The following is an 18,675-nucleotide window of genomic DNA, read 5'->3' on the forward strand; positions in this document are numbered from 1 at the left end:
GGGTTTTATGCTAATTTATCGATCGGATAATTTCCGGTATAATGACCATAATAAAAACGGTTCGTAGTGCGGACTCAAGTCCGCACTACGAACCTGTGAAAATCGAAAATGATATGAGTTACTGCATCAACCCTGAATGCGAACAACGCGAAAATCCTGCTGCGGCTCAAAATTGTCAGGCTTGCGGCACGGCTTTGTTAATTGCCGATCGCTACCGCATCCTGAAACCATTACGATCGCCCAATCCCGCGCGCCCCACAGACATCTTGGAAGTCGAAGATTTGGGAACCGGGGAAAACGAATGGGGAACTGTCAAAGTTTTAAAAATATTGAAACACACCCACGATGCCGATTTACTTCGCTTGTTCCAGCAAGAAGCGCGAGTGTTAATTTGGCTGGGGGGGAGGGGCGAAGTGCCTCAAGTGGAACCTGACGGTTATTTTCAAATAAAACTCCCCAATAATTCCCAGAAATTGTCTTGTTTAATGATGGAAAAAATTGCGGGAGAAAACTTGATCGAATTCTTAACTAAAAACCAACAGGTTTCTCAAGCCCTCGCTGTTGATTGGCTGCAACAAATGCTCCATATTTTGCAGAAAATCCACAAATATCATCTAGTACATCGGGATATTAAGCCATCCAACTTGATGCTGGAAGCCGCTGGAAAATTGAGATTAATTGACTTCGGCGCAGCAGCCGAAGCAGACACGGATACTACACCCATCGGTTCTGCTGGATACTGCGCGCCGGAACAAATTGCAGGTAAAGCTGAAGTGCGATCGGACTTTTTTGCCTTGGGGCGTACTTTTGTACATTTATTAACAGGCTTAAAGCCGATCGACTTTCCCGTCAATCAAAAAACTGGTAAGATTAATTGGAGAAACCAGGCTGTAGATGTTGACCAGTTATTCGTAGACTCGATCGACGAATTGATGGAACCGCTACCAGAAAACCGACCTAAAAATAGCCAAGCTATCTTAGAAAAACTCAAAAATATAGAGTTTTTGATGACCTCCACAGAACCAAAGTAATAATTCCCGATTCCCCAATCAATAAATCTGTTCCAACCTGCGAAAATCTCGCTCAACTTCCGCCCACAAAGCCCGATTGTGAGGGTCAGTTTTTACAGCTTTTTTCAAATAAATTCTCGCCTTATCAACCTGCTTTTCCCCGATCAAATGCCGTCCCCAGCGCTGATAGGCGATGGCCTGCCACTGGCGCACCTCCCCGTCTTCGGGAATCCGCTGCGCCAAACCCTCAATCAGGGCGATCGCCCGCGGGAACCTCTGATATTTCAGCAACTGTTGCAGCTCAAAATAAGCATCTTGCTTTAACTTTTGTTCCGCCGCCGACAGATCCGGGCTATCTGGAGTCGGTTGCTGTTTCCGAGTCACCTTAACTGTCTGCGGTTGAGTTTTCACCGCCGCAGCCGGCGGCGTCGAAGTAGGCGGTACAGTTGAATTGGCAGTTGTTGACTCCGCAACATCGGCGGGGGCAGTGTTTAGCAGGAACTTATAAGCCTCTGTAATAGCAATAAACTTATTCTTAGCTTGTTCGTTTCCCGGATTCACATCGGGGTGATACTGTCTGGCTAACTTTCGATAAGAAGCTTTAACTTGCGATAAACTCGCACCGTGCCTGAGCCCTAACTGTCGGTAATAATTTGCAATATCCATCTAGCATGAACGATCGTTAATAATACAATTAAATATGGCAGAATCCTTAAATGTAAAGATTCTGCCAAAATTTACCTAAAAACAGGGTGTAGTGCGAGGTAGTGAAGCGAAAAAATCGCTTACGGACGATCTTCGACTACTTTGTCAATCAAGCCGTATTCTTTGGCTTCCTCAGCGGACATGAAATAGTCGCGATCCATGTCTTTTTCGATTTTCTCGATCGGCTTTCCGGTATTGCTAGCGTAGATACCATTGAGTTGGTGGCGCAGTCGCAGAATCTCCTTCGCTTCAATCTGAATATCTGTTGCTTGTCCGCGCGTGCCACCTGAAGGTTGGTGAATCATGATCCGCGAGTGAGGCAAAGCCAAGCGTTTCCCCTTCGTGCCCGCAGCCAGCAGGAAAGAACCCATCGAAGCCGCCAAGCCCACACAAATCGTCACCACGTCGGATTTAATGTGCTGCATGGTATCAAAAATAGCCATACCTGCCGACACCATCCCGCCTGGGGAATTGATGTACAAAATGATATCCTTACCTGAATCTTCCGAATCGAGATAGAGCATCACAGCGATGATTTGATTGGCAATTTCATCGTCAATGTCCTTACCCAAGAAAATAATCCGTTCCCGGTAAAGGCGATCGTAGATATTAATCCACTGAGTATCATAACCACCAGGCATTTTGTAGGGAACTTTTGGCACACCTATAGGCATAATTCGGAACTCCGTTTAGTTTGTAATTGGTAATCGGGCATTGGGGATGAGTTACTTGTTATTAGTTACTTGTTATTAGTTATTTGTTACTTGTTATTTCTGGGATTAGAGTTTTTGGTGATTACAACCAATAACTAATAACTAATAACTAATAACTAATAACGGAGTTATGCGACGGCCGCAGGAAGGGCTTTCGCCAATTCTTCCGAACTTTCAAGAACCCGATCGATCAAACCGTATTCTTTAGCTTCATAGGGCGTCAGGTACAGCAACCGATCCATATCTTTAGTAATCTTGTCGATCGGTTGACCCGTACAGCTTGCAAAAATATCCAGCATCGTCGCCTTATTTGCCAGCACTTCCTTCGCGCGAATTTGAATGTCGCTGGCTTGACCCCGCGTGTAAGCCTTGGGTTGGTGCAACACGATCGAAGCGTGCGGCAAACTCGCCCGAAAGCCCTTTGTACCGGCTGCTAACAGCATCGCAGACATCCCCATTGCCGAACCGAGACAAATAGTATGGACGGGCGGCTTAATGTACCTGATCGTGTCGCAGATAGCGAAGGCTTCGGTTTCAAAACCGACGGGTTCGCCGCTGTAACCTGAAGTGCCAGTCGAGTTGATATAGATTTTGATCGGTTTATCGGGGTCTTCGTACTGCAAATACAACAGTTCCGCGATAATCAGTTCTGTTACCGCAGGCACCAGAGGCATACCCAGATAAACGATCCGCTCCTTCAGCAACAGGGATGGCAAATCGGGAGGCGGTGTCCGAGAGTTACCTTCCCCGTAGTATGGCGATTGCACAGCTTTAATTGGTGTGTTCATAAACCGAAATGTTGCCTGAACTGATGGAGCTATTCTTAAAGAAATAGTAACGCAATCTTTGGGTATCCCGCATGAAAGTTAGTTTGCTCCCGGTGTTAAACGACCCCAACCTTGACGCTGCCGCGCCCTCTATCCAGCGCCAGCTAGCAATTTCAGTGTCTGCAATGGCAAGCTCGATCGACTCCAGCGTTCCCTTAAACCTGTGCCTGATTCTCGACCACAGCGGCTCGATGGGCGGACGGCCCTTGGAAACGGTCAAACAAGCCGCCGGACGGTTGCTCGACAGGTTGAAGCCAGGGGATCGCTTTTGCGCCGTGGCTTTCGACCACAAAGCCAAAGTCATCGTCCCCAACCAAATTGTGGAAGACTCCGCTAGCATTAAACGCCAAATTGACAGGTTGCGACCGGCCGGCGGCACAGCAATTGATGAGGGCATTAAGTTAGGTATTGAAGAGTTGGGGAAAGGCAAAAAAGAATCTATATCTCAGGCATTTCTGCTGACAGACGGCGAAAACGAACACGGCGACGACAGCCGCTGTTTGAAGTTGGCGAAACTGGCCACAGAGTATAACATGACTTTAAATTCTCTGGGATTTGGCGATAACTGGAACCAGGATATTTTGGAGAAGATTGCTGATGCTGGCGGCGGTGCTCTGGCTCACATTCAGCGGCCCGAAGATGCGGTTGATGAGTTTGGCAAGCTGTTTACTCGCATCCAAGGTGTAGGTTTGACTAATGCTTATTTGCTATTTTCCCTGATGCCAAAAGTGCGGTTAGCCGAACTCAAACCGATCGCCCAAGTTGCTCCTGATACGATCGAACTGCCGGTACAGCAAGAGGGCGATCGCTTTATGGTGCGTTTGGGAGATTTAATGAAGGATGTAGAGCGAGTAGTTTTGGCTAATATTTATATTGGACAGTTACCCGAAGGTACACAGGCGATCGGGCAATTACAAATTCGCTACGACGATCCGACGGTGGGTTCAAGTTTGCTTTCCGATCCCGTTGCAGTTTCTGCTAATGTCCTAAAAGTTTATCAGCCGGCACTTAACCCGATGGTGCAGCAGCATATTTTCGCTTTGGCTAAGTACCGCCAAACTCAACTCGCCGAAACTAGGTTACAACAGGGCGATCGGGCTGGTGCCGCCACAATGTTACAAACGGCTGCTAAAACTGCTCTGCAAATGGGCGATAAAAGTGCCGCAACGGTGCTGCAAACTTCAGCTACTCGCTTGCAGTCTGGTGAAGAATTGAGTGAGGCCGATCGCAAGAAAACTCGCATTGCTTCTAAAACTGTTCTTAAGTAATCTCATGGTTTGTAATTTTCAGGAAATTCGGCGATTGGAAATCGCGACTACACAAACAAAGTCCGCCTTCGCGGACTAAGAATATTGAAACCCGCTTGCGCGGGTTTTGTTTTTGCATCTATGTGTACTGCACAAGTTAAAATTTGTGGATGCTCTAGATACTCTATCGTCTATAATTTTTGTATCACCTATCATAGAGTGCTTGTATGAGCCAGACAATATCTGATAAAGTACGCTGGACTACCGCCGATTTAGAACTCTTGCCAGATAACGGCGATCGTTACGAGCTTATTGATGGAGAGTTATTTGTGACTAGAGCACCGCATTGGGGTCATCAACAGGCTATAGGCAACCTCTACCAAGAACTTAATACTTGGTCGCGACAGACTAATTTAGGACAAGCAGGAATCAATCCGGGTCTTATTTTCACAGATGCCGATAACGTAATTCCCGATCTAGTTTGGGCGAGCAATGAACGCTTGGCTATTTTGCTCGACGAAGCCGGACATTTAACCGGTTCACCTGAGTTAGTGGTTGAAGTATTATCTGCTGGTACAGACAATGAAAGACGCGATCGAGATTTGAAACTCAGACTTTATTCAGTGCGGGGAGTACAGGAATACTGGATCGTGAATTGGCGGTTGCAGCAAATAGAGGTTTATCGCAGGGAACAAGCAAGTTTAAGATTAGTTGCTACGCTGTTGAGAGATGATGAATTGACATCGCCTTTATTACCTGGTTTTAGTTGTTCTGTAGCTCAGATTTTTGCTTAGATTATTTATGAAACTCTTTTACAGAGCGATCGCAATTTGCGGATTTGTTACCGTTTTCGGCGGCATATCCCCTGCCATTTCTACTCAAAATTCACCAATACTCATCGTTCAAAATTCGGCCGAAGACTTATTCAACAGCGCTTTAACCAAGTCAGAGGGTGGGGATATCCCAGGGGCGATCGCCGATTACACCGAAGCCATCCGCCTCAATCCCGACTACGCCGAAGCCCATAACAAACGCGGTATAATTCGAGCCCGCGATCTCAAAGATTACGCAGCAGCAAAGGCAGATTTCGATCGCGCAATTGCCATCAACCCCAACTACGGCGATGCTTACTACAACCGCGCCAGAGTCCGCGAATTCTTAAAAGACAAACCGGGCGCGATCGGCGACTATCAAAAAGCAGCCGATATTTATCAAAAATCCGGCAATACCAACGATTATCAAGATGCCATCAAACATCTTAAAATACTGCAAAGATAGAGTGCTTCCCAAAACATAGTATAGTATTCTTCCATCTGCGTTCATCCGCGCTCATCCGCCTTCATCTGCGGTTAAAAACTCCAAATCCATTATTCAAAAAAATGTCCGCAACCTCCACCGTCACCGTCACCGTACCCGCCACAACCGCCAACCTCGGCCCCGGATTTGACTGCATCGGCGCGGCTTTAAGCCTCTACAACTCCTTCCAATTCTCCCTCCTCGAACCGTCACCAACCGAGAAACTAAAAATTACCGTTACGGGCGCGGAAGCCGCTAAAGTCAAGACAGATGAAAGCAATCTCGCTTACCAAGCCTTTGTCAAGTTATACGAATACCTCCACCAATCCCCTCCACCAGTCGCGATACATATAGATATGCAAGTACCGCTGGCGAGGGGTTTGGGAAGTTCCGCTACAGCTATTATCGGTGGGTTAGTCGGTGCCAATGAATTAGCCGGAAAGCCTTTGAGTCAGGTGGATGTGATGCAATTGGCGATCGAACTTGAAGGACATCCCGACAACGTTGTCCCCGCTTTGTTGGGGGGGTGTCGCCTCGCTGCTAGCAATGCACCGGGCGGTTCCTGGCAAATCTGCGACATTCCGTGGCATCCTGATATTGTGCCCGTGGTAGCGATTCCCGATTTTGAACTTTCTACAGCCGAAGCGCGCCGAGTTTTGCCCGCAGATTACAGCAGGGCTGACGCGATTTTCAATGCCGCACACCTGGGTTTGTTGGTGCGGGCGTTGGCTACGGGCGATCGCAATTGGCTGCGCTGCGCCCTCCAAGACAAGATTCACCAGCCTTATCGCCAGTCTCTGATTCAGGGATATGAAGCAGTCCAAAAAGCCGCAATCAATGCAGGGGCTTGTGGAATGGTGATTAGCGGTGCGGGGCCGACGCTTTTGGCTTTAACGGATGTTACTAATGCTGTTGCGGTTGTGAGGGAAATGGCGGCTGCTTGGATGGAATTTGGGGTGAAGGCTGATGTCAGGGCGATCGAACTTGACACTCAAGGCGCGATAATTTCTAATAGAAATTAGGGACTTCGACAAAGAAACCAGGTTGTTTATCAAATCTCTGGGTAATAACGAAGTATCTCGGAAAAAACTCGGTTTCGGGGCCACGCACTCCGACAAAGAAACCGGGTTTTTTACCAAGTCTGCGGCTAACAACGAAGTATTTAGGAAAAAACCCGGTTTCTGAACCCCACGCATAAGTGCTAAATTATTTACTTGAGTTTACTTAAACAATTATTCAATTCCCCTACCAACCATTCTTTCTCAGCTTGCGGCAAAAATAAGCCAAAACAATAGTTACGCGACTTGGCGCGAATCCGGCAAAAAGTCATCGATTTTTTGAGCAATGGCAGATGAATTTTGCTCAACTTTACCCGCTGGATATCTTGAAGACTGATTTGAATCTGTCTGGTGAATAGACAACCAGAAATCCAACACAAGTACATCAGAGCATAAAATACGATAAATATTATTACAGCTTTGACTGATATAAATACAAATAGCTGAAACAATTTAGCTAGCCAGTCGGCTACAGTGTATTCAAACAAGCTAAATGTCCGGTCTGACTCTCCGAATATGTGCATTAGGAATAAATATAAACTAAAAAATGCCAGAATCAAATACAAGGGAAGTAAAAGTTTACAAGTCAGATGAATGAACTGAAAAAAACCTTTGAGTTTGCTAGGGAAACGATCGGGATATATATTGATGAATAACCACCGTTTAGCGTCAATTAAAGTAATTCGGGATTGGGGCGATCGCTTAAACATTTTTTCGGAATTAATCCCGCTTGGCTGTTCCCCTCGCAGCGCTGATAAAGCATCTTTTGCAGAGTGAAATCGATCTTCAATTGCGGGTTCAATTATCTGATCTAACCAGTCGGCAAACTCTGGAGAAATAGAGACGCGATCGCGGAATTTTATCTTCTGCTTTTGTCTGGGTAAATCAGATGGAAATTTCTGGGTTAACAAGAAAAGCAGTGTTGTGCCTAATCCATACAAATCTGTTGACAATACAGCTTTTCCTCTGAATTGTTCAGGTGCCATGTAACCGTAGGTTCCGACAACGGTACTGCCTCCAGTAACGGTATGATGGTAAGTATTTTGAACTGCGCCAAAATCAACTAAGAAGACTCGCCCATTTTTTTGCAGAATAATATTTTGAGGTTTAATATCTCGGTGGATAGTAGCAGGTAACAGCGATTGCAAATAAACTAGAATTTCTAGCAATTGACAGGCGATATGACGAACTTGCGCTTCATTTGGTTTCCAGCCATTTTCTATCAACTGTGCGAGAGATTTTCCCGGTGCGAGTTGTTGGGCGATATAAAAACAACGATCTTGGGAAGTATCAACTTGAAAGTAGTCAATGTAGCGAGGAATTCCCGGATGATTCAATCCCGATAAAGTTTTTGCTTCTCGTTCAAATAACTCGACTTTCTTCCATTCAGTTGTCAGACGCAGCGATAAAGCTTTGAGTGCAACTTTTCGATTGCTGTTTAAATCTACAGCAGCATAGGTAATCCCAACTCCACCCTCTCCTAATTTGCCGATTATGCGATATTTTTCAGCAATGATTTTTTCCGATCGTTGTAGTGTTTCCATATTTTTATGCCTGAGTTTATTTTGGATAATTAGTCTGTTGCGCCGTGAGATCTAAGTATTTCGGCTACTGCTTGTCGGTTGGGATTCAAGTCGGTTACTGCTATCTTTAGCGGCGTATCGCCATAGGAGTTTTTAGCGTCAATCTTTGCACCTTTAGCAATCAGCAACTTTAAGATTTCTAGAGTGCCATAATGTGCGGATTGGTGGAGTGGAGTTGTGCCAGATACATCTATATTATTAACATCTGTACCCTTGTTAATTAGCAGTGCAGCAATATCATTGTGTCCGAGTGCGATCGCTCGATACAAAGGAGTTTGACCCTTCACATTTCTAACGTTAACCATTGCACCTTTAGCAATTAGTAGTTCAACGATATCTAGAGATCCTCGAGTAGTGGCAAGATGCAGGGGAGTTTGAAGCAAGTTATTTTTGGCATTCACGAATGCACCTTTGGCAATGAGTTGTTTGGCTGCATCCTTAAGTTTGAAATCGACAGCGATATGCAGTAAGGTTCTGCCATATTTGTATTCGCTATTAACATCTGGGTGTTTACTAATCAGCAACGCTACTGCATCCCGATCTGTCGAGTCTACGGCGATATCCAATGGAGTTGTTTTGTTATTATCCTGGATATTAATTTCTGCACCATACTCTAGCAGTCGTTCGATGATATTCTGCATATTATCTAACCTAGGAAACCGCTTATTGAACACAGCAATATGTAGAGGAGTCTGCCCATTATTATTTTTAACATTGACTTTCGCGCCATTTTTAATTAAAGAATAGACGATTTCTGGGCGATTACGTGGAATATCTGAGGGATTATAGGGATTATGTTGAACAGCTAGGTGTAACGGAGTATCTCCACTTTTATTTTCAATATTGAGTTTCGCACCATTAGCAATTAAAAAAGAGACGATTTCTGGGCGATCTTCTTGAACAGCTAGGTGTAACGGAGTATTTCCAGATTCGTCCTTAGCGTTGATATCCTGCATTAGCAAAGCAGCAACTTCTTTTGTTGTTGCATAGTGCAGTGGAGTTCTTTTTTGTCTATCCCTGATAACAACATTTGCGCCGTTGTTAATTAGCTGTTGTACCAACTCCTTAAAGCCTATTTTGGCTGCATTATGTAATAAAGTTGTACGCTTGCCATTTCGGGCATTTTCTTCTTTGATGTTAATTTTTTCGCCCGCAGCGAGTAGTATCTTTGCGATCGCCTTTGATTTCGTTATATGTAGAGGAGTCGAGCCATTTTTGTTTTTGACATTGACGTTTGCGCCTTTAGCAATCAGAAACTTGGCCATTTCAGGCGATCGCGCAAAGAACAGAGGAGTTGTACCCCTACGATCGGCATATAAAGGTAAAGACATTACCGATTTATAACTCCAGAAAGGAGTCCACATATCCAAAATAATTTCACTCTGGGCGTTAATATCTGCACCTTTAGCAATTAGCGTCTGTGCCACTTCTATGCGATCGTATCCAGCAGCAAAGTGTAACGGGGTAAAGCCAAGTCCATCCTTAGCTTTGATATCTGCACCCTTGGCAATTAACAATTCTGCCATCTCTTTTGAGCCAGCCAAGTGTAGTAAATTCTGGTTATTTACCCTGGTATTAGCACCAATACCGAGATCCAGATAATGCCTAATAGTTTTAGTATCTCCCTGTTCAACAGCCTTGAAAACTGCATCGGGGGTAAATCCAATCCGGCTGAGGATGGGATATTTAAAGTGATTTAAAACAGCAACAGTAGCAACAGTAGCCACAGCAGCAGTTCCTATTTTAAGGCGTTTTTTTAATTGCGTCGATCGATTGGATTTAACGCTAACTTTTAGAGGATTGCGAAGCGATTCAAGCGCTTCTTTTGCCGATTGAAAGCGGTTTTCTAAATCTGGTGCGATCGTTTTTTCTAACCAATCGGCAAATGCTGAAGAAATCGGAATTTGAGAGCGAAAATCTCTCTGTAGTATATTTGTTGGTAATTCGGCGGGGGAACGGTGGGTTAGTAAATACAACAACGTCGCTCCTAAACCATATAAATCTGTTGCAGGTACGGCTTGTCCAAGAAATTGTTCTGGAGCCATATAACCATAGGTTCCAACTACGGTACTTCCTCGCATTAAAGTATTGTTATAAGTGTTTTGCACTGCTCCAAAATCTACCAAGCAGACTTCCCAATCTTTTTGTTTGTGGGAATTGATGGGGGATTTAAAAACAATATTTTCTGGTTTAATATCCCGGTGGATAACAGGTGGTGTCTGTGAATGGAGATAAACCAAAATCTCCAAAATTTGTGTTGCAATGCGTTTAATTTCGGATTCAGAAGCGTGCCAGCCATTTTCGACTAAACTTGCTAGAGATTGCCCTTGGGCCAGTTCTTGTACTATATAAAAACAACGGTTATCGGGAGTATCGACATAAAAATAATCCAAATAACGCGGAATTCCCGGATGATTCAATTTTGATAAAACATTGGCTTCTCGTTCAAATAGTTCCAGGACTTTCCAGTCATTCATCTTCTGTAAAGACAAAGCTTTGAGTGCGACTCGCTGGTTTGTTTTGAGGTCAATGGCTTCATAAGTTGTGCTACTACCACCTTCTCCGAGGAGATTTTTAATCTGATAGTGTTTGACTGACTTCTGGGGAATTTGTTGAATAATATCCATAGCCTGCTCCTGGGTTGATGAGTACCAACAAACATTTTGTATTTGGGTTTTTACAACCCAAATTTTGAGAAATTTATGCAATGTTAACTGAGCGTTTGAGTAAATTTCAAACACAAGTCAATCGAAAAGTCAATGACTGACTATGTATATTTGCTTAAATTTTAATTACCGTATTTCTATGGATAGCTTACCCAGAATTTTGGAGTGTCATATCACCGTTAACGAAAATTTACGGTTGACAGATATAGCAGTGGACAGTGGACACCTGTATTCATCTCTCTATTCTCTCTCTGTGTCCTTTGCGCCCTCTGCGGTTAGATCGTGCCGATGCAACCGGAAACGATATAAAATAGAATTAATTATCTCGCAATCCTGTTTCTTGTAAAAATTCCTGTGCCCAAACCCGATTTTCTTCTGACAGGGATGGTACCGGTTCTCGATCGTAATCGCTCCGATAATCATAGCCGGCGCGATCGTAAATACCTGCGAACAATTCCGGTAAATTAACAATAGGTTCTATATCTTCTTCGCGCAATGGCAGCGGAAATACAGGTAGAGAATCCCGGAGATTAAAACCATAAAGTTCGGCAAAAGGACGGCAATCGCTACGACTGACTAAAACCCGATAATCGCTTTGAATGGAACTGTTGAGTACAGGCATCGGTTCCCAGCTTCGCAACAAGTCGATTTCCACTAAATTTGTTAAGCTACCTAAAATACTCTGGCGTTTTTTGAGATAAGTAATTCTGCCTTCTCCACTGCGTTTGTTGACCGGAGAAATAATTTCAATTGCCGTGACAACTTGTTTAGTTGCCATTTCTCGCACTTCTAGGTAAGTTTGTTTAATTTTTTCAGGAATAGGCACTTTGACGGTCGTAGGAAGTGCGATAGTTACAGTAGCAACTGAACGGGTGGGAACATCGGGGCTATTAGATTGACGTTTAATCGCCACATCGGGGATACCAACTAAAAGCGAGTCGCCGTTACTTTTACTGTCGGTATCGGTAATTTCATAGATGCGTTTGTCGATCGCAATTTCATATTTAGGGCGAATTTGAGGCATGATGCTATCAGCGATCGCGACAATTAATCGATTGTGAGTTTCCTGCCAAAAATCGGGGTGTTCTAAGTAGGGGTCCATTCCGGGAAAGGGTGAGGGCATAGGACAGCTTTCCGATGTATTGAGTTTAAAATCATTTTAGCACTGGGTTCGATGTATCGAAACCGAAAATATAATTTGGCTGCGGTTAGATGAGTTAAATATCACCCCCGGAACATTTATATAATTTCAAGGTATAAAAGTTAGAAAGACTAAGCCGATCGCAGATTTGATATTGGCTGCAAATGGAAAAGAAATTGTCAAGGATGGACAGTTCACGAAGCGCGGTTTATCCTAACTAACTTAGAGACTTTACCGTTCGCGATCGCAGCCTGTAAGCAACTGATCCCAATTGGGAAAATGTTCCGCGATTGCCAAACAGCAGGCTGTAATGAGTGAGGGGACAAGGTTAACAGAAGACCGATCGACTAAAATGATTCTCTTCATCACAATTGCCTTTAGTCGTGACATTATTGAACGTACTACAGTCAAAAAGAAGTATTTACAAAAGATTTTTTGCATTAAGGAATCCCAAAGAACATATCGCAGACGCAGTACATTCGAAAGAGGCAATGATAGCCAACAGTGGGTTAATTATCTTGAAAAATATGCTGAACCTGTGGCATAGTTAATGAAATTAATTTGTAATAAGTGTCACTTTTGTCAAAAAAGTCTCAGGCCGAGAATCGGCGAGGACAAAGTTTCTAGCTTAGCTGTATTTGTCACCCCCCAGAGCGGCATTAACTCATAATTGAATTATTGTCAACAGTATTTTTTCGTAAATATCGAAGTTAAAATAAAAATTGCTAGCCCAGATGTAGGTAGGATGCCGGTTTGTTCAGTATATTTGAAAATGCTAAGTTAATTAAAGATTTTATGAATGTAACGCAGAAGCCTTTACATTGTCGATCGCAATTTTGTTATTGTATTACTTAAGTTTCATTCGATCGGCTAAATTTTTGTACCACAGTCCTACCCCCTAAACAGAACGGCAGTTTCCCCCATGAGAATTTTAGTCACAGGCGGTGCGGGTTTCCTCGGTTCCCACCTAATCGATCGCTTAATGGCCCAAGGACACGAGGTAGTATGCCTCGATAACTTTTACACCGGGACTAAACGCAATATCCTCAAATGGCTGGACAACCCGTATTTTGAGCTGATCCGCCACGACATCACCGAACCGATTCGGTTAGAAGTCGATCAGATTTACCATCTGGCCTGTCCTGCTTCGCCAATACACTATCAGTACAACCCTGTCAAGACAATTAAAACAAATGTCATCGGCACGATGAATATGTTGGGATTGGCAAAACGGGTGAAAGCCCGATTTTTTCTCGCTTCTACTTCCGAAGTGTACGGAGATCCTGACGTACATCCCCAAACAGAAGAGTACCGCGGCAACGTTAATTGTATCGGAATTCGCAGTTGTTACGACCAAAATACTGAAATTTTGACAGAAAACGGCTGGATACCTTTTCCCAAATTACAGCCTGGAGTCCCCGTAGCAACCCTCAATCCAGAGAATCAGATTGAATATCACGTTCCCGATGAGTTAATCGTACAACCCTATGTGGGTAACTTGCTCCGGTTTGCCAACACTAAATTTGATTTTTGCGTGACTCCCAATCACTCGATGTATGTCAAAAACAGAACAGGAAAATTGAAGTTTATTCGAGCCGATACAGATTTATATTGGCATCATCAAAGAGCGATCACAGGAGCAGAGTTTTTAGGATCAGAAAAAGAATGGTTTGAATTAGGAGAACCCCCGCGCAATTCTAAAGTAAACCTCGAACGGGTGCGGATGGATGATTGGCTAGAATTCCTGGGTTACTACATTTCTGAAGGTTGCGTCCATGTCCGTAGACGAGCGCGAGTAGTTAATGGCTCCAATTATGATGTTGCTGATTACAACATATTGATTGCTCAACAAAATCCAGAAGGACGGACAGCTATAGCAGAGTGTCTAAAGCGCACTCCCTTTAAGTTTTTCGACTCGGACGACCACCAATTTCGGATTTGTAGCAAACAGTTAGCAGAAATTCTGCTGCCACTGGGCAAGTCTGGCGACAAATACATACCGCGAGAATATCTGAATCTTTCTCAGCGACAGTCATTAATTTTGTTCAAAGCTTTGATTTTGGGAGATGGCTCTGAAAGAGGAAATGCCTACGCTTATTACACTAAGTCAAAACAATTAGCTGACGACGTACAAGAGTTGGCAATGCGCTGTGGCTATGCCGCAACAGTGGTAAATCATGCAGTTGGTCGCGACCTTTATCGAGTTAATATTCGGCCTGCAAAAGATGCAAATCTGGTGAATCCCGAACCAGTTCGCTATGCTGGCAATGTTTACTGCGTCAATGTTCGCAATCACGTTATCTGCGTCCGCCGGAACGGCCGGGCTGCTTTTTGTGGCAATTGTTACGACGAAGGCAAACGAGTAGCTGAAACCTTATCTTTTGATTACCACCGTCAAAATGGGGTAGACATTCGAGTTGTGCGAATCTTCAATACCTACGGTCCCCGGATGTTGGAAAATGATGGCAGAGTTGTCAGCAATTTTATTGCTCAAGCTTTGCGAAACGAACCGCTGACAGTATACGGCGACGGTTCGCAAACGCGGAGTTTCTGCTACGTTTCTGATTTAGTTGAGGGTTTTATTCGCTTGATGAACAGCGACCAAATCGGGCCGATGAATTTGGGAAATCCCGGCGAATACACTATCTTAGAATTGGCACAGAAAATTCAAAACATGATTAATCCTGGGGCAGAAATTATTTTTAAACCTCTGCCGCAAGATGACCCGAAACAGCGACAGCCGGATATTACTCGTGCTAAAACTTGGTTGGGGTGGGAGCCAACTGTGCCGCTGGATCGAGGTTTGGAGTTGACGATCAAGGATTTTCGCGATCGCATTGAGGGAAACAAAAAGTAGAGACTCAAGAGAAGGGGAGATTGGGAGAAGTGGGAGATTGGGAGAGTAGGGGATGAAAAAAATATTCCCAATTCCCAATCCCCAATTCCCAATCCCCAATTCCCAATTCCCAATTCCCATCTAACTTATTTACTTTGAGGATATTTCTATGCGTGTATGTGTCATCGGTACAGGATACGTCGGTTTAGTCACCGGCACTTGTTTAGCCCATATCGGGCACCAGGTAATTTGCGTAGACAACAACGAAGAAAAAGTTAAATTAATGAAGTCTGGACAGTCGCCAATTTTTGAACCCGGACTGTCTGAATTAATGCACTCTGCATCTGCGTCGGGCAATCTAGAATTTACTTCGGATTTAGCAGCAGGAGTGGCTCACGGAGACATTTTGTTTATTGCGGTGGGAACCCCTCCTTTGCCTAGCGGGGAAAGCGATACTCGCTACGTGGAAGCGGTGGCGCGCGGCATCGGCGCTCACCTCGACGGCGATTACAAAGTCATTGTCAATAAATCTACAGTACCGATCGGTTCTGGGGACTGGGTGCGGAGGATTGTCCTCGATGGTTTGGCGGAACGTCAAAAAGCTCAAACCAATGATGCGTCTACGGGCGAGGAAGTGGCGGCAAACACAGGCGTGCAATTTGATGTGGTTAGCAATCCAGAGTTTTTGCGGGAGGGCTGCGCTGTTCACGATACGTTTAATCCCGATCGCATTGTTCTCGGCAGCAATTCCGGGCGGGCTATGGATATGATGGTGCAGCTTTACAAGCCAATTGTCGATCGCAAATTTGCCGAAAATTCGTCTTTACCAGAGGTGCCTGTGGTGACGACTGATATCAGTTCGGCGGAGATGATTAAGTACGCAGCTAATGCTTTTTTGGCTACGAAGATTAGCTTTATTAATGAAGTAGCTAATATTTGCGATCGCGTCGGTGCAGATGTTACCCAAGTAGCCAAAGGTATCGGTTTAGATTCGCGAATTGGCAGCAAGTTTTTGCAAGCGGGTATCGGTTGGGGCGGCTCTTGTTTTCCCAAAGATGTTTCAGCTTTAGTTCACACTGCTGAGGATTACGGCTACGAGGCGCATTTGCTCAGAGCAGCGGTGGAAGTTAACGAACGCCAGCGGTTGATTGCTATTGAAAAATTGCAGCAAGTTTTGAAGATTCTTAAAGGTAAAACAGTCGGACTTTTGGGTTTGACTTTTAAGCCGGATACTGACGATTTGCGGGATGCTCCTTCGCTGAATTTAATCGAAAATTTGAACCGATTAGGAGCGAAAGTTAAAGCTTACGATCCGATTGTTTCTCAAACTGGGATGCGTCACGGTTTGTCGGGAGTTTTGGTAGAAACCGATCCCGAAAGATTGGCCGACGGTTGCGATGCTTTGGTGTTGGTGACTGATTGGGAACAGTTTCGCAATTTAGATTATCAAAAAATGGCCAAGTTGATGAACCATCCGGTGATGATTGACGGCCGCAATTTCTTAGACAAGAAGGCTTTAGAAACGGCTGGTTTCCAATATGTGGGGATTGGAAGGTAAAGGGAGAGAATTAATATTACCCACCAAAGTCAGGAAACGGTAATGCCGTTTCCCTACAATTAATCGGGGTAGGGAAACGGCAATGCCGTTTCCTCCGTATCATGTCTGAGTGCAACCGGAATTGATATCACTTAGCTTTGTCTTTTGGCTGCTTTAGATAAGAGTTAGCCCAAGCATACTGATGCGGATCTTCTTTCAGCAAATACTCTACAACTTCTTGAAGCTTGACCTCATCCTTGATATTTTTGACCATTCGTTTGAGTTCGTAATCCTCATCTCCCAGTTCAGCCCCGCGTTTGATTGCCTCGTTTTCCCAAAATACATAGTCCTCGTATTTCTCTTGCCTCTTAGAAATTGTTGCCATGAGAAGGTAAGGTTCATAACCGTGAGGGCAATAGTCAATAGCTTGTTTTGCACACTTTTCTGCCTCACTAAAATTTTCAACATCTCGGAAGGCTGTACCTCTAGTCGTTAACAGTGCTGATTTGAGTTCATCTCCTGGTATTTTGTTGAAATTAAAATTATTTGTCAGTTCCGATGCTTTTTGGGGATTTTTTGCCTTGCGCCAATCACTGCTAGCGCTGACCAAGTTCCATTTATTGCCAGTACGCTTGTATTCCTGTTCGTAGAAAGTTGCTTCAAGCGTGTGGTGAGCTTTAGCAATTTTTCCATTAGGGGATAGCTGATCGTTAACTATTAGTTGAGCAACCATCAAGCGATCGAGTCTTGTTCCTTCCTCTAATTGCAGCATAATCTCGTAAATAGTTTCGCGCGGTATTTCACTTCTTAGGTCTACAAACTGATACTTAGCCTTGAGTTTTGCAAAGTGTTTTTGTTCTAACAAAGCAAGGATATCTTTACGATCGTTAAGTTTTATCCATTTAACCTCTGACTCATTCACATCTTCTCCTGATTTTATTTTTTCCTTGAGGAAGGTAGCATACTTTTCATTAGCAATTGTCAAAGTATCAGTCAGCCTTTGTTCTTGCAGCCAGCAAACTTCTTCCTCCTCTAACGGATTAGATTCTTCAAGCTTTTGGAGAACTTTGTAAAGAGGACTAGAAATAGATGAATCTTCATGCTGATTGGCGTTGTACTTAACTTTCAATATGGCAAATTCCCGCTTTTCCGATCTTTGCTGATTGAGAGTAACAATCTCAAATCGTTTCTCCTGTACTAGCCAGTTGATTTCATATTCATTCAGCAATTCTTCTGACTCAATTTTTTGCAGAATAGGATATAGAAGGCTAGAGGCAAATGTACCTCCTTGATTACTACTGACTTGATATTTAGCCTTAAGATGGGAAAATTCAGCTTCTTTCACAGCCTCTTGTTGCCAATAAATATCAAGCGTTTCTAGCAATTCTTTAGTTAGAATCCAGTTAGAATCAGCATCGCTTAAAGGCTCTCCTGCTTCCAGTTTATTGAGAATTTTATACAGCGGATTCTCAGGAAAAGTATCTTGATATCTAGTCGCTTTGTATTTATCTTTGAGCGCTGCAAACCGTGCCATCTCTTGAGCAATCGCTAGCGTCTGAGTTAGTCCTTGCTCTTTGAGATAATTAACTTCAGACGGGATTAATTGATGTTCAGAGTCAAGTTTCCAAAGGATAGGATACAAAGGACTAGATAGTCGCAAATCGTGACGCTTGGTGACTTTGAACTTAGACTTGAGTTGAGAAAATTCTGTATCGAGTTTTCGGAGTTCTTCTGCTCTACGTTGGGGTTCATACTCGATAGCTTCTATTGTTTCCAAAAGCTCTTGCTCTTGTAACCAATTCCACTCGAAGTCAGTAATTTCAAATTCTAAATCAGCTTTTCGCAGAATGAGATAGAGAAGACTAGAGGGTGATAAATCTTCATAATTAGTTGCTTGATACTTGGATTTAAGCGCTGCAAAATGTTGCACCCGGACTTGCAAATCGTCGTTGCTCATGGTCAATGCTGATTTATACTTCTAGCTGCTACACCACCATTTCTCCGCATTCCGCGATCGCCCGGAGTCAAAATCCCAACTTTTTTAACTGAAGATTAA

Annotated in this window: 13 protein-coding genes and 3 pseudogenes; 9 read left to right on the top strand and 7 right to left on the bottom strand. The window is 43.9% G+C overall.

Features of this window, described 5'->3' with window-relative positions; translation table 11 throughout:
- Window positions 1-95 precede the first annotated feature (95 nt).
- Window positions 96-1,031, top strand: coding sequence for an inactive serine/threonine-protein kinase VRK3 (locus tag IQ270_RS03000; protein ID WP_339384243.1), 936 nt, complete (start codon window positions 96-98; stop codon window positions 1,029-1,031).
- 18 nt (window positions 1,032-1,049) lie between these two features.
- On the opposite strand, the gene IQ270_RS03005 is transcribed toward IQ270_RS03000, so the two are convergent.
- The 3 genes from IQ270_RS03005 to IQ270_RS03015 form a co-directional block, all read right to left on the bottom strand.
- The gene (locus IQ270_RS03005; RefSeq protein WP_193971783.1) at window positions 1,050-1,676 is read right to left on the bottom strand and encodes a J domain-containing protein; all 627 of its coding nucleotides are present in this window, start codon (window positions 1,674-1,676) and stop codon (window positions 1,050-1,052) included.
- A 119-nt stretch (window positions 1,677-1,795) separates the two neighbouring features.
- Window positions 1,796-2,389 (bottom strand): ATP-dependent Clp protease proteolytic subunit, encoded by a 594-nt coding sequence (locus tag IQ270_RS03010; protein ID WP_193971784.1) that lies wholly within the window; start codon window positions 2,387-2,389, stop codon window positions 1,796-1,798.
- Window positions 2,390-2,556: 167 nt separating this feature from the next.
- A complete protein-coding gene (locus IQ270_RS03015) occupies window positions 2,557-3,216 on the bottom strand; it encodes an ATP-dependent Clp protease proteolytic subunit (RefSeq protein WP_193971785.1) in 660 nt (219 codons plus the stop codon).
- 71 nt (window positions 3,217-3,287) lie between these two features.
- Between IQ270_RS03015 and IQ270_RS03020 the strand changes: the two genes are divergently transcribed.
- The 4 genes from IQ270_RS03020 (at window position 3,288) to thrB (ending at window position 6,820) form a co-directional block, all read left to right on the top strand.
- Window positions 3,288-4,523, top strand: a complete 1,236-nt coding sequence (locus tag IQ270_RS03020) for a VWA domain-containing protein (RefSeq protein WP_193971786.1) — start codon at window positions 3,288-3,290, stop codon at window positions 4,521-4,523.
- A gap of 206 nt (window positions 4,524-4,729) precedes the next feature.
- On the top strand, window positions 4,730-5,296 hold the full coding sequence (locus IQ270_RS03025; protein WP_193971787.1) for a Uma2 family endonuclease: 567 nt from the start codon (window positions 4,730-4,732) through the stop codon (window positions 5,294-5,296).
- 7 nt (window positions 5,297-5,303) lie between these two features.
- Window positions 5,304-5,780, top strand: coding sequence for a tetratricopeptide repeat protein (locus tag IQ270_RS03030; RefSeq protein ID WP_193971788.1), 477 nt, complete (start codon window positions 5,304-5,306; stop codon window positions 5,778-5,780).
- Between the two features lie 101 nt (window positions 5,781-5,881).
- Window positions 5,882-6,820: a homoserine kinase gene (thrB, locus tag IQ270_RS03035; RefSeq protein ID WP_193971789.1), complete on the top strand. Its 939-nt coding sequence runs from the start codon at window positions 5,882-5,884 to the stop codon at window positions 6,818-6,820.
- A 188-nt stretch (window positions 6,821-7,008) separates the two neighbouring features.
- On the opposite strand, the gene IQ270_RS03040 is transcribed toward thrB, so the two are convergent.
- The 3 genes from IQ270_RS03040 to IQ270_RS03050 all read right to left on the bottom strand — a co-directional run bounded on the left by IQ270_RS03040 (window position 7,009) and on the right by IQ270_RS03050 (window position 12,228).
- On the bottom strand, window positions 7,009-8,400 hold the full coding sequence (locus tag IQ270_RS03040; RefSeq protein ID WP_193971790.1) for a serine/threonine-protein kinase: 1,392 nt from the start codon (window positions 8,398-8,400) through the stop codon (window positions 7,009-7,011).
- A gap of 29 nt (window positions 8,401-8,429) precedes the next feature.
- Window positions 8,430-11,066: an ankyrin repeat domain-containing protein gene (locus IQ270_RS03045; RefSeq protein ID WP_193971791.1), complete on the bottom strand. Its 2,637-nt coding sequence runs from the start codon at window positions 11,064-11,066 to the stop codon at window positions 8,430-8,432.
- A gap of 355 nt (window positions 11,067-11,421) precedes the next feature.
- Window positions 11,422-12,228 (bottom strand): DUF4058 family protein, encoded by an 807-nt coding sequence (locus IQ270_RS03050; RefSeq protein ID WP_193971792.1) that lies wholly within the window; start codon window positions 12,226-12,228, stop codon window positions 11,422-11,424.
- A gap of 940 nt (window positions 12,229-13,168) precedes the next feature.
- Here IQ270_RS03050 and IQ270_RS30650 point away from each other — a divergent pair.
- The 4 genes and pseudogenes from IQ270_RS30650 to IQ270_RS03060 all read left to right on the top strand — a co-directional run.
- Window positions 13,169-13,603, top strand: a pseudogene (locus IQ270_RS30650) (GDP-mannose 4,6-dehydratase); the annotation flags it as partial.
- Window positions 13,604-13,969: 366 nt separating this feature from the next.
- Window positions 13,970-14,461, top strand: a pseudogene (locus tag IQ270_RS30655) (LAGLIDADG family homing endonuclease); the annotation flags it as partial.
- A gap of 21 nt (window positions 14,462-14,482) precedes the next feature.
- Window positions 14,483-15,103, top strand: a pseudogene (locus tag IQ270_RS30660) (NAD-dependent epimerase/dehydratase family protein); the annotation flags it as partial.
- A 148-nt stretch (window positions 15,104-15,251) separates the two neighbouring features.
- Window positions 15,252-16,640: a UDP-glucose/GDP-mannose dehydrogenase family protein gene (locus tag IQ270_RS03060; RefSeq protein ID WP_193971794.1), complete on the top strand. Its 1,389-nt coding sequence runs from the start codon at window positions 15,252-15,254 to the stop codon at window positions 16,638-16,640.
- Window positions 16,641-16,767: 127 nt separating this feature from the next.
- Here IQ270_RS03060 and IQ270_RS03065 read toward each other — a convergent pair whose 3' ends face one another.
- Entirely contained in the window at window positions 16,768-18,576 is a 1,809-nt protein-coding gene (locus IQ270_RS03065; RefSeq protein WP_193971795.1) for a hypothetical protein, read from the bottom strand.
- Window positions 18,577-18,675: the final 99 nt, after the last annotated feature.

This window comes from Microcoleus sp. LEGE 07076, assembly GCF_015207455.1.
GTDB lineage: Bacteria > Cyanobacteriota > Cyanobacteriia > Cyanobacteriales > Microcoleaceae > Microcoleus.

Excerpts from the sequence above, each read along its gene's own strand:
- IQ270_RS03005 (WP_193971783.1), bottom strand. The coding sequence starts at position 1,676 with ATGGATATTGCAAATTATTACCGACAGTTAGGGCTCAGGCACGGTGCG.
- IQ270_RS03010 (WP_193971784.1), bottom strand. The coding sequence starts at position 2,389 with ATGCCTATAGGTGTGCCAAAAGTTCCCTACAAAATGCCTGGTGGTTAT.
- IQ270_RS03015 (WP_193971785.1), bottom strand. The coding sequence starts at position 3,216 with ATGAACACACCAATTAAAGCTGTGCAATCGCCATACTACGGGGAAGGT.
- IQ270_RS03020 (WP_193971786.1), top strand. The coding sequence starts at position 3,288 with ATGAAAGTTAGTTTGCTCCCGGTGTTAAACGACCCCAACCTTGACGCT.
- IQ270_RS03025 (WP_193971787.1), top strand. The coding sequence starts at position 4,730 with ATGAGCCAGACAATATCTGATAAAGTACGCTGGACTACCGCCGATTTA.
- IQ270_RS03030 (WP_193971788.1), top strand. The coding sequence starts at position 5,304 with ATGAAACTCTTTTACAGAGCGATCGCAATTTGCGGATTTGTTACCGTT.
- thrB (WP_193971789.1), top strand. The coding sequence starts at position 5,882 with ATGTCCGCAACCTCCACCGTCACCGTCACCGTACCCGCCACAACCGCC.
- IQ270_RS03040 (WP_193971790.1), bottom strand. The coding sequence starts at position 8,400 with ATGGAAACACTACAACGATCGGAAAAAATCATTGCTGAAAAATATCGC.
- IQ270_RS03045 (WP_193971791.1), bottom strand. The coding sequence starts at position 11,066 with ATGGATATTATTCAACAAATTCCCCAGAAGTCAGTCAAACACTATCAG.
- IQ270_RS03050 (WP_193971792.1), bottom strand. The coding sequence starts at position 12,228 with ATGCCCTCACCCTTTCCCGGAATGGACCCCTACTTAGAACACCCCGAT.
- IQ270_RS03060 (WP_193971794.1), top strand. The coding sequence starts at position 15,252 with ATGCGTGTATGTGTCATCGGTACAGGATACGTCGGTTTAGTCACCGGC.
- IQ270_RS03065 (WP_193971795.1), bottom strand. The coding sequence starts at position 18,576 with ATGAGCAACGACGATTTGCAAGTCCGGGTGCAACATTTTGCAGCGCTT.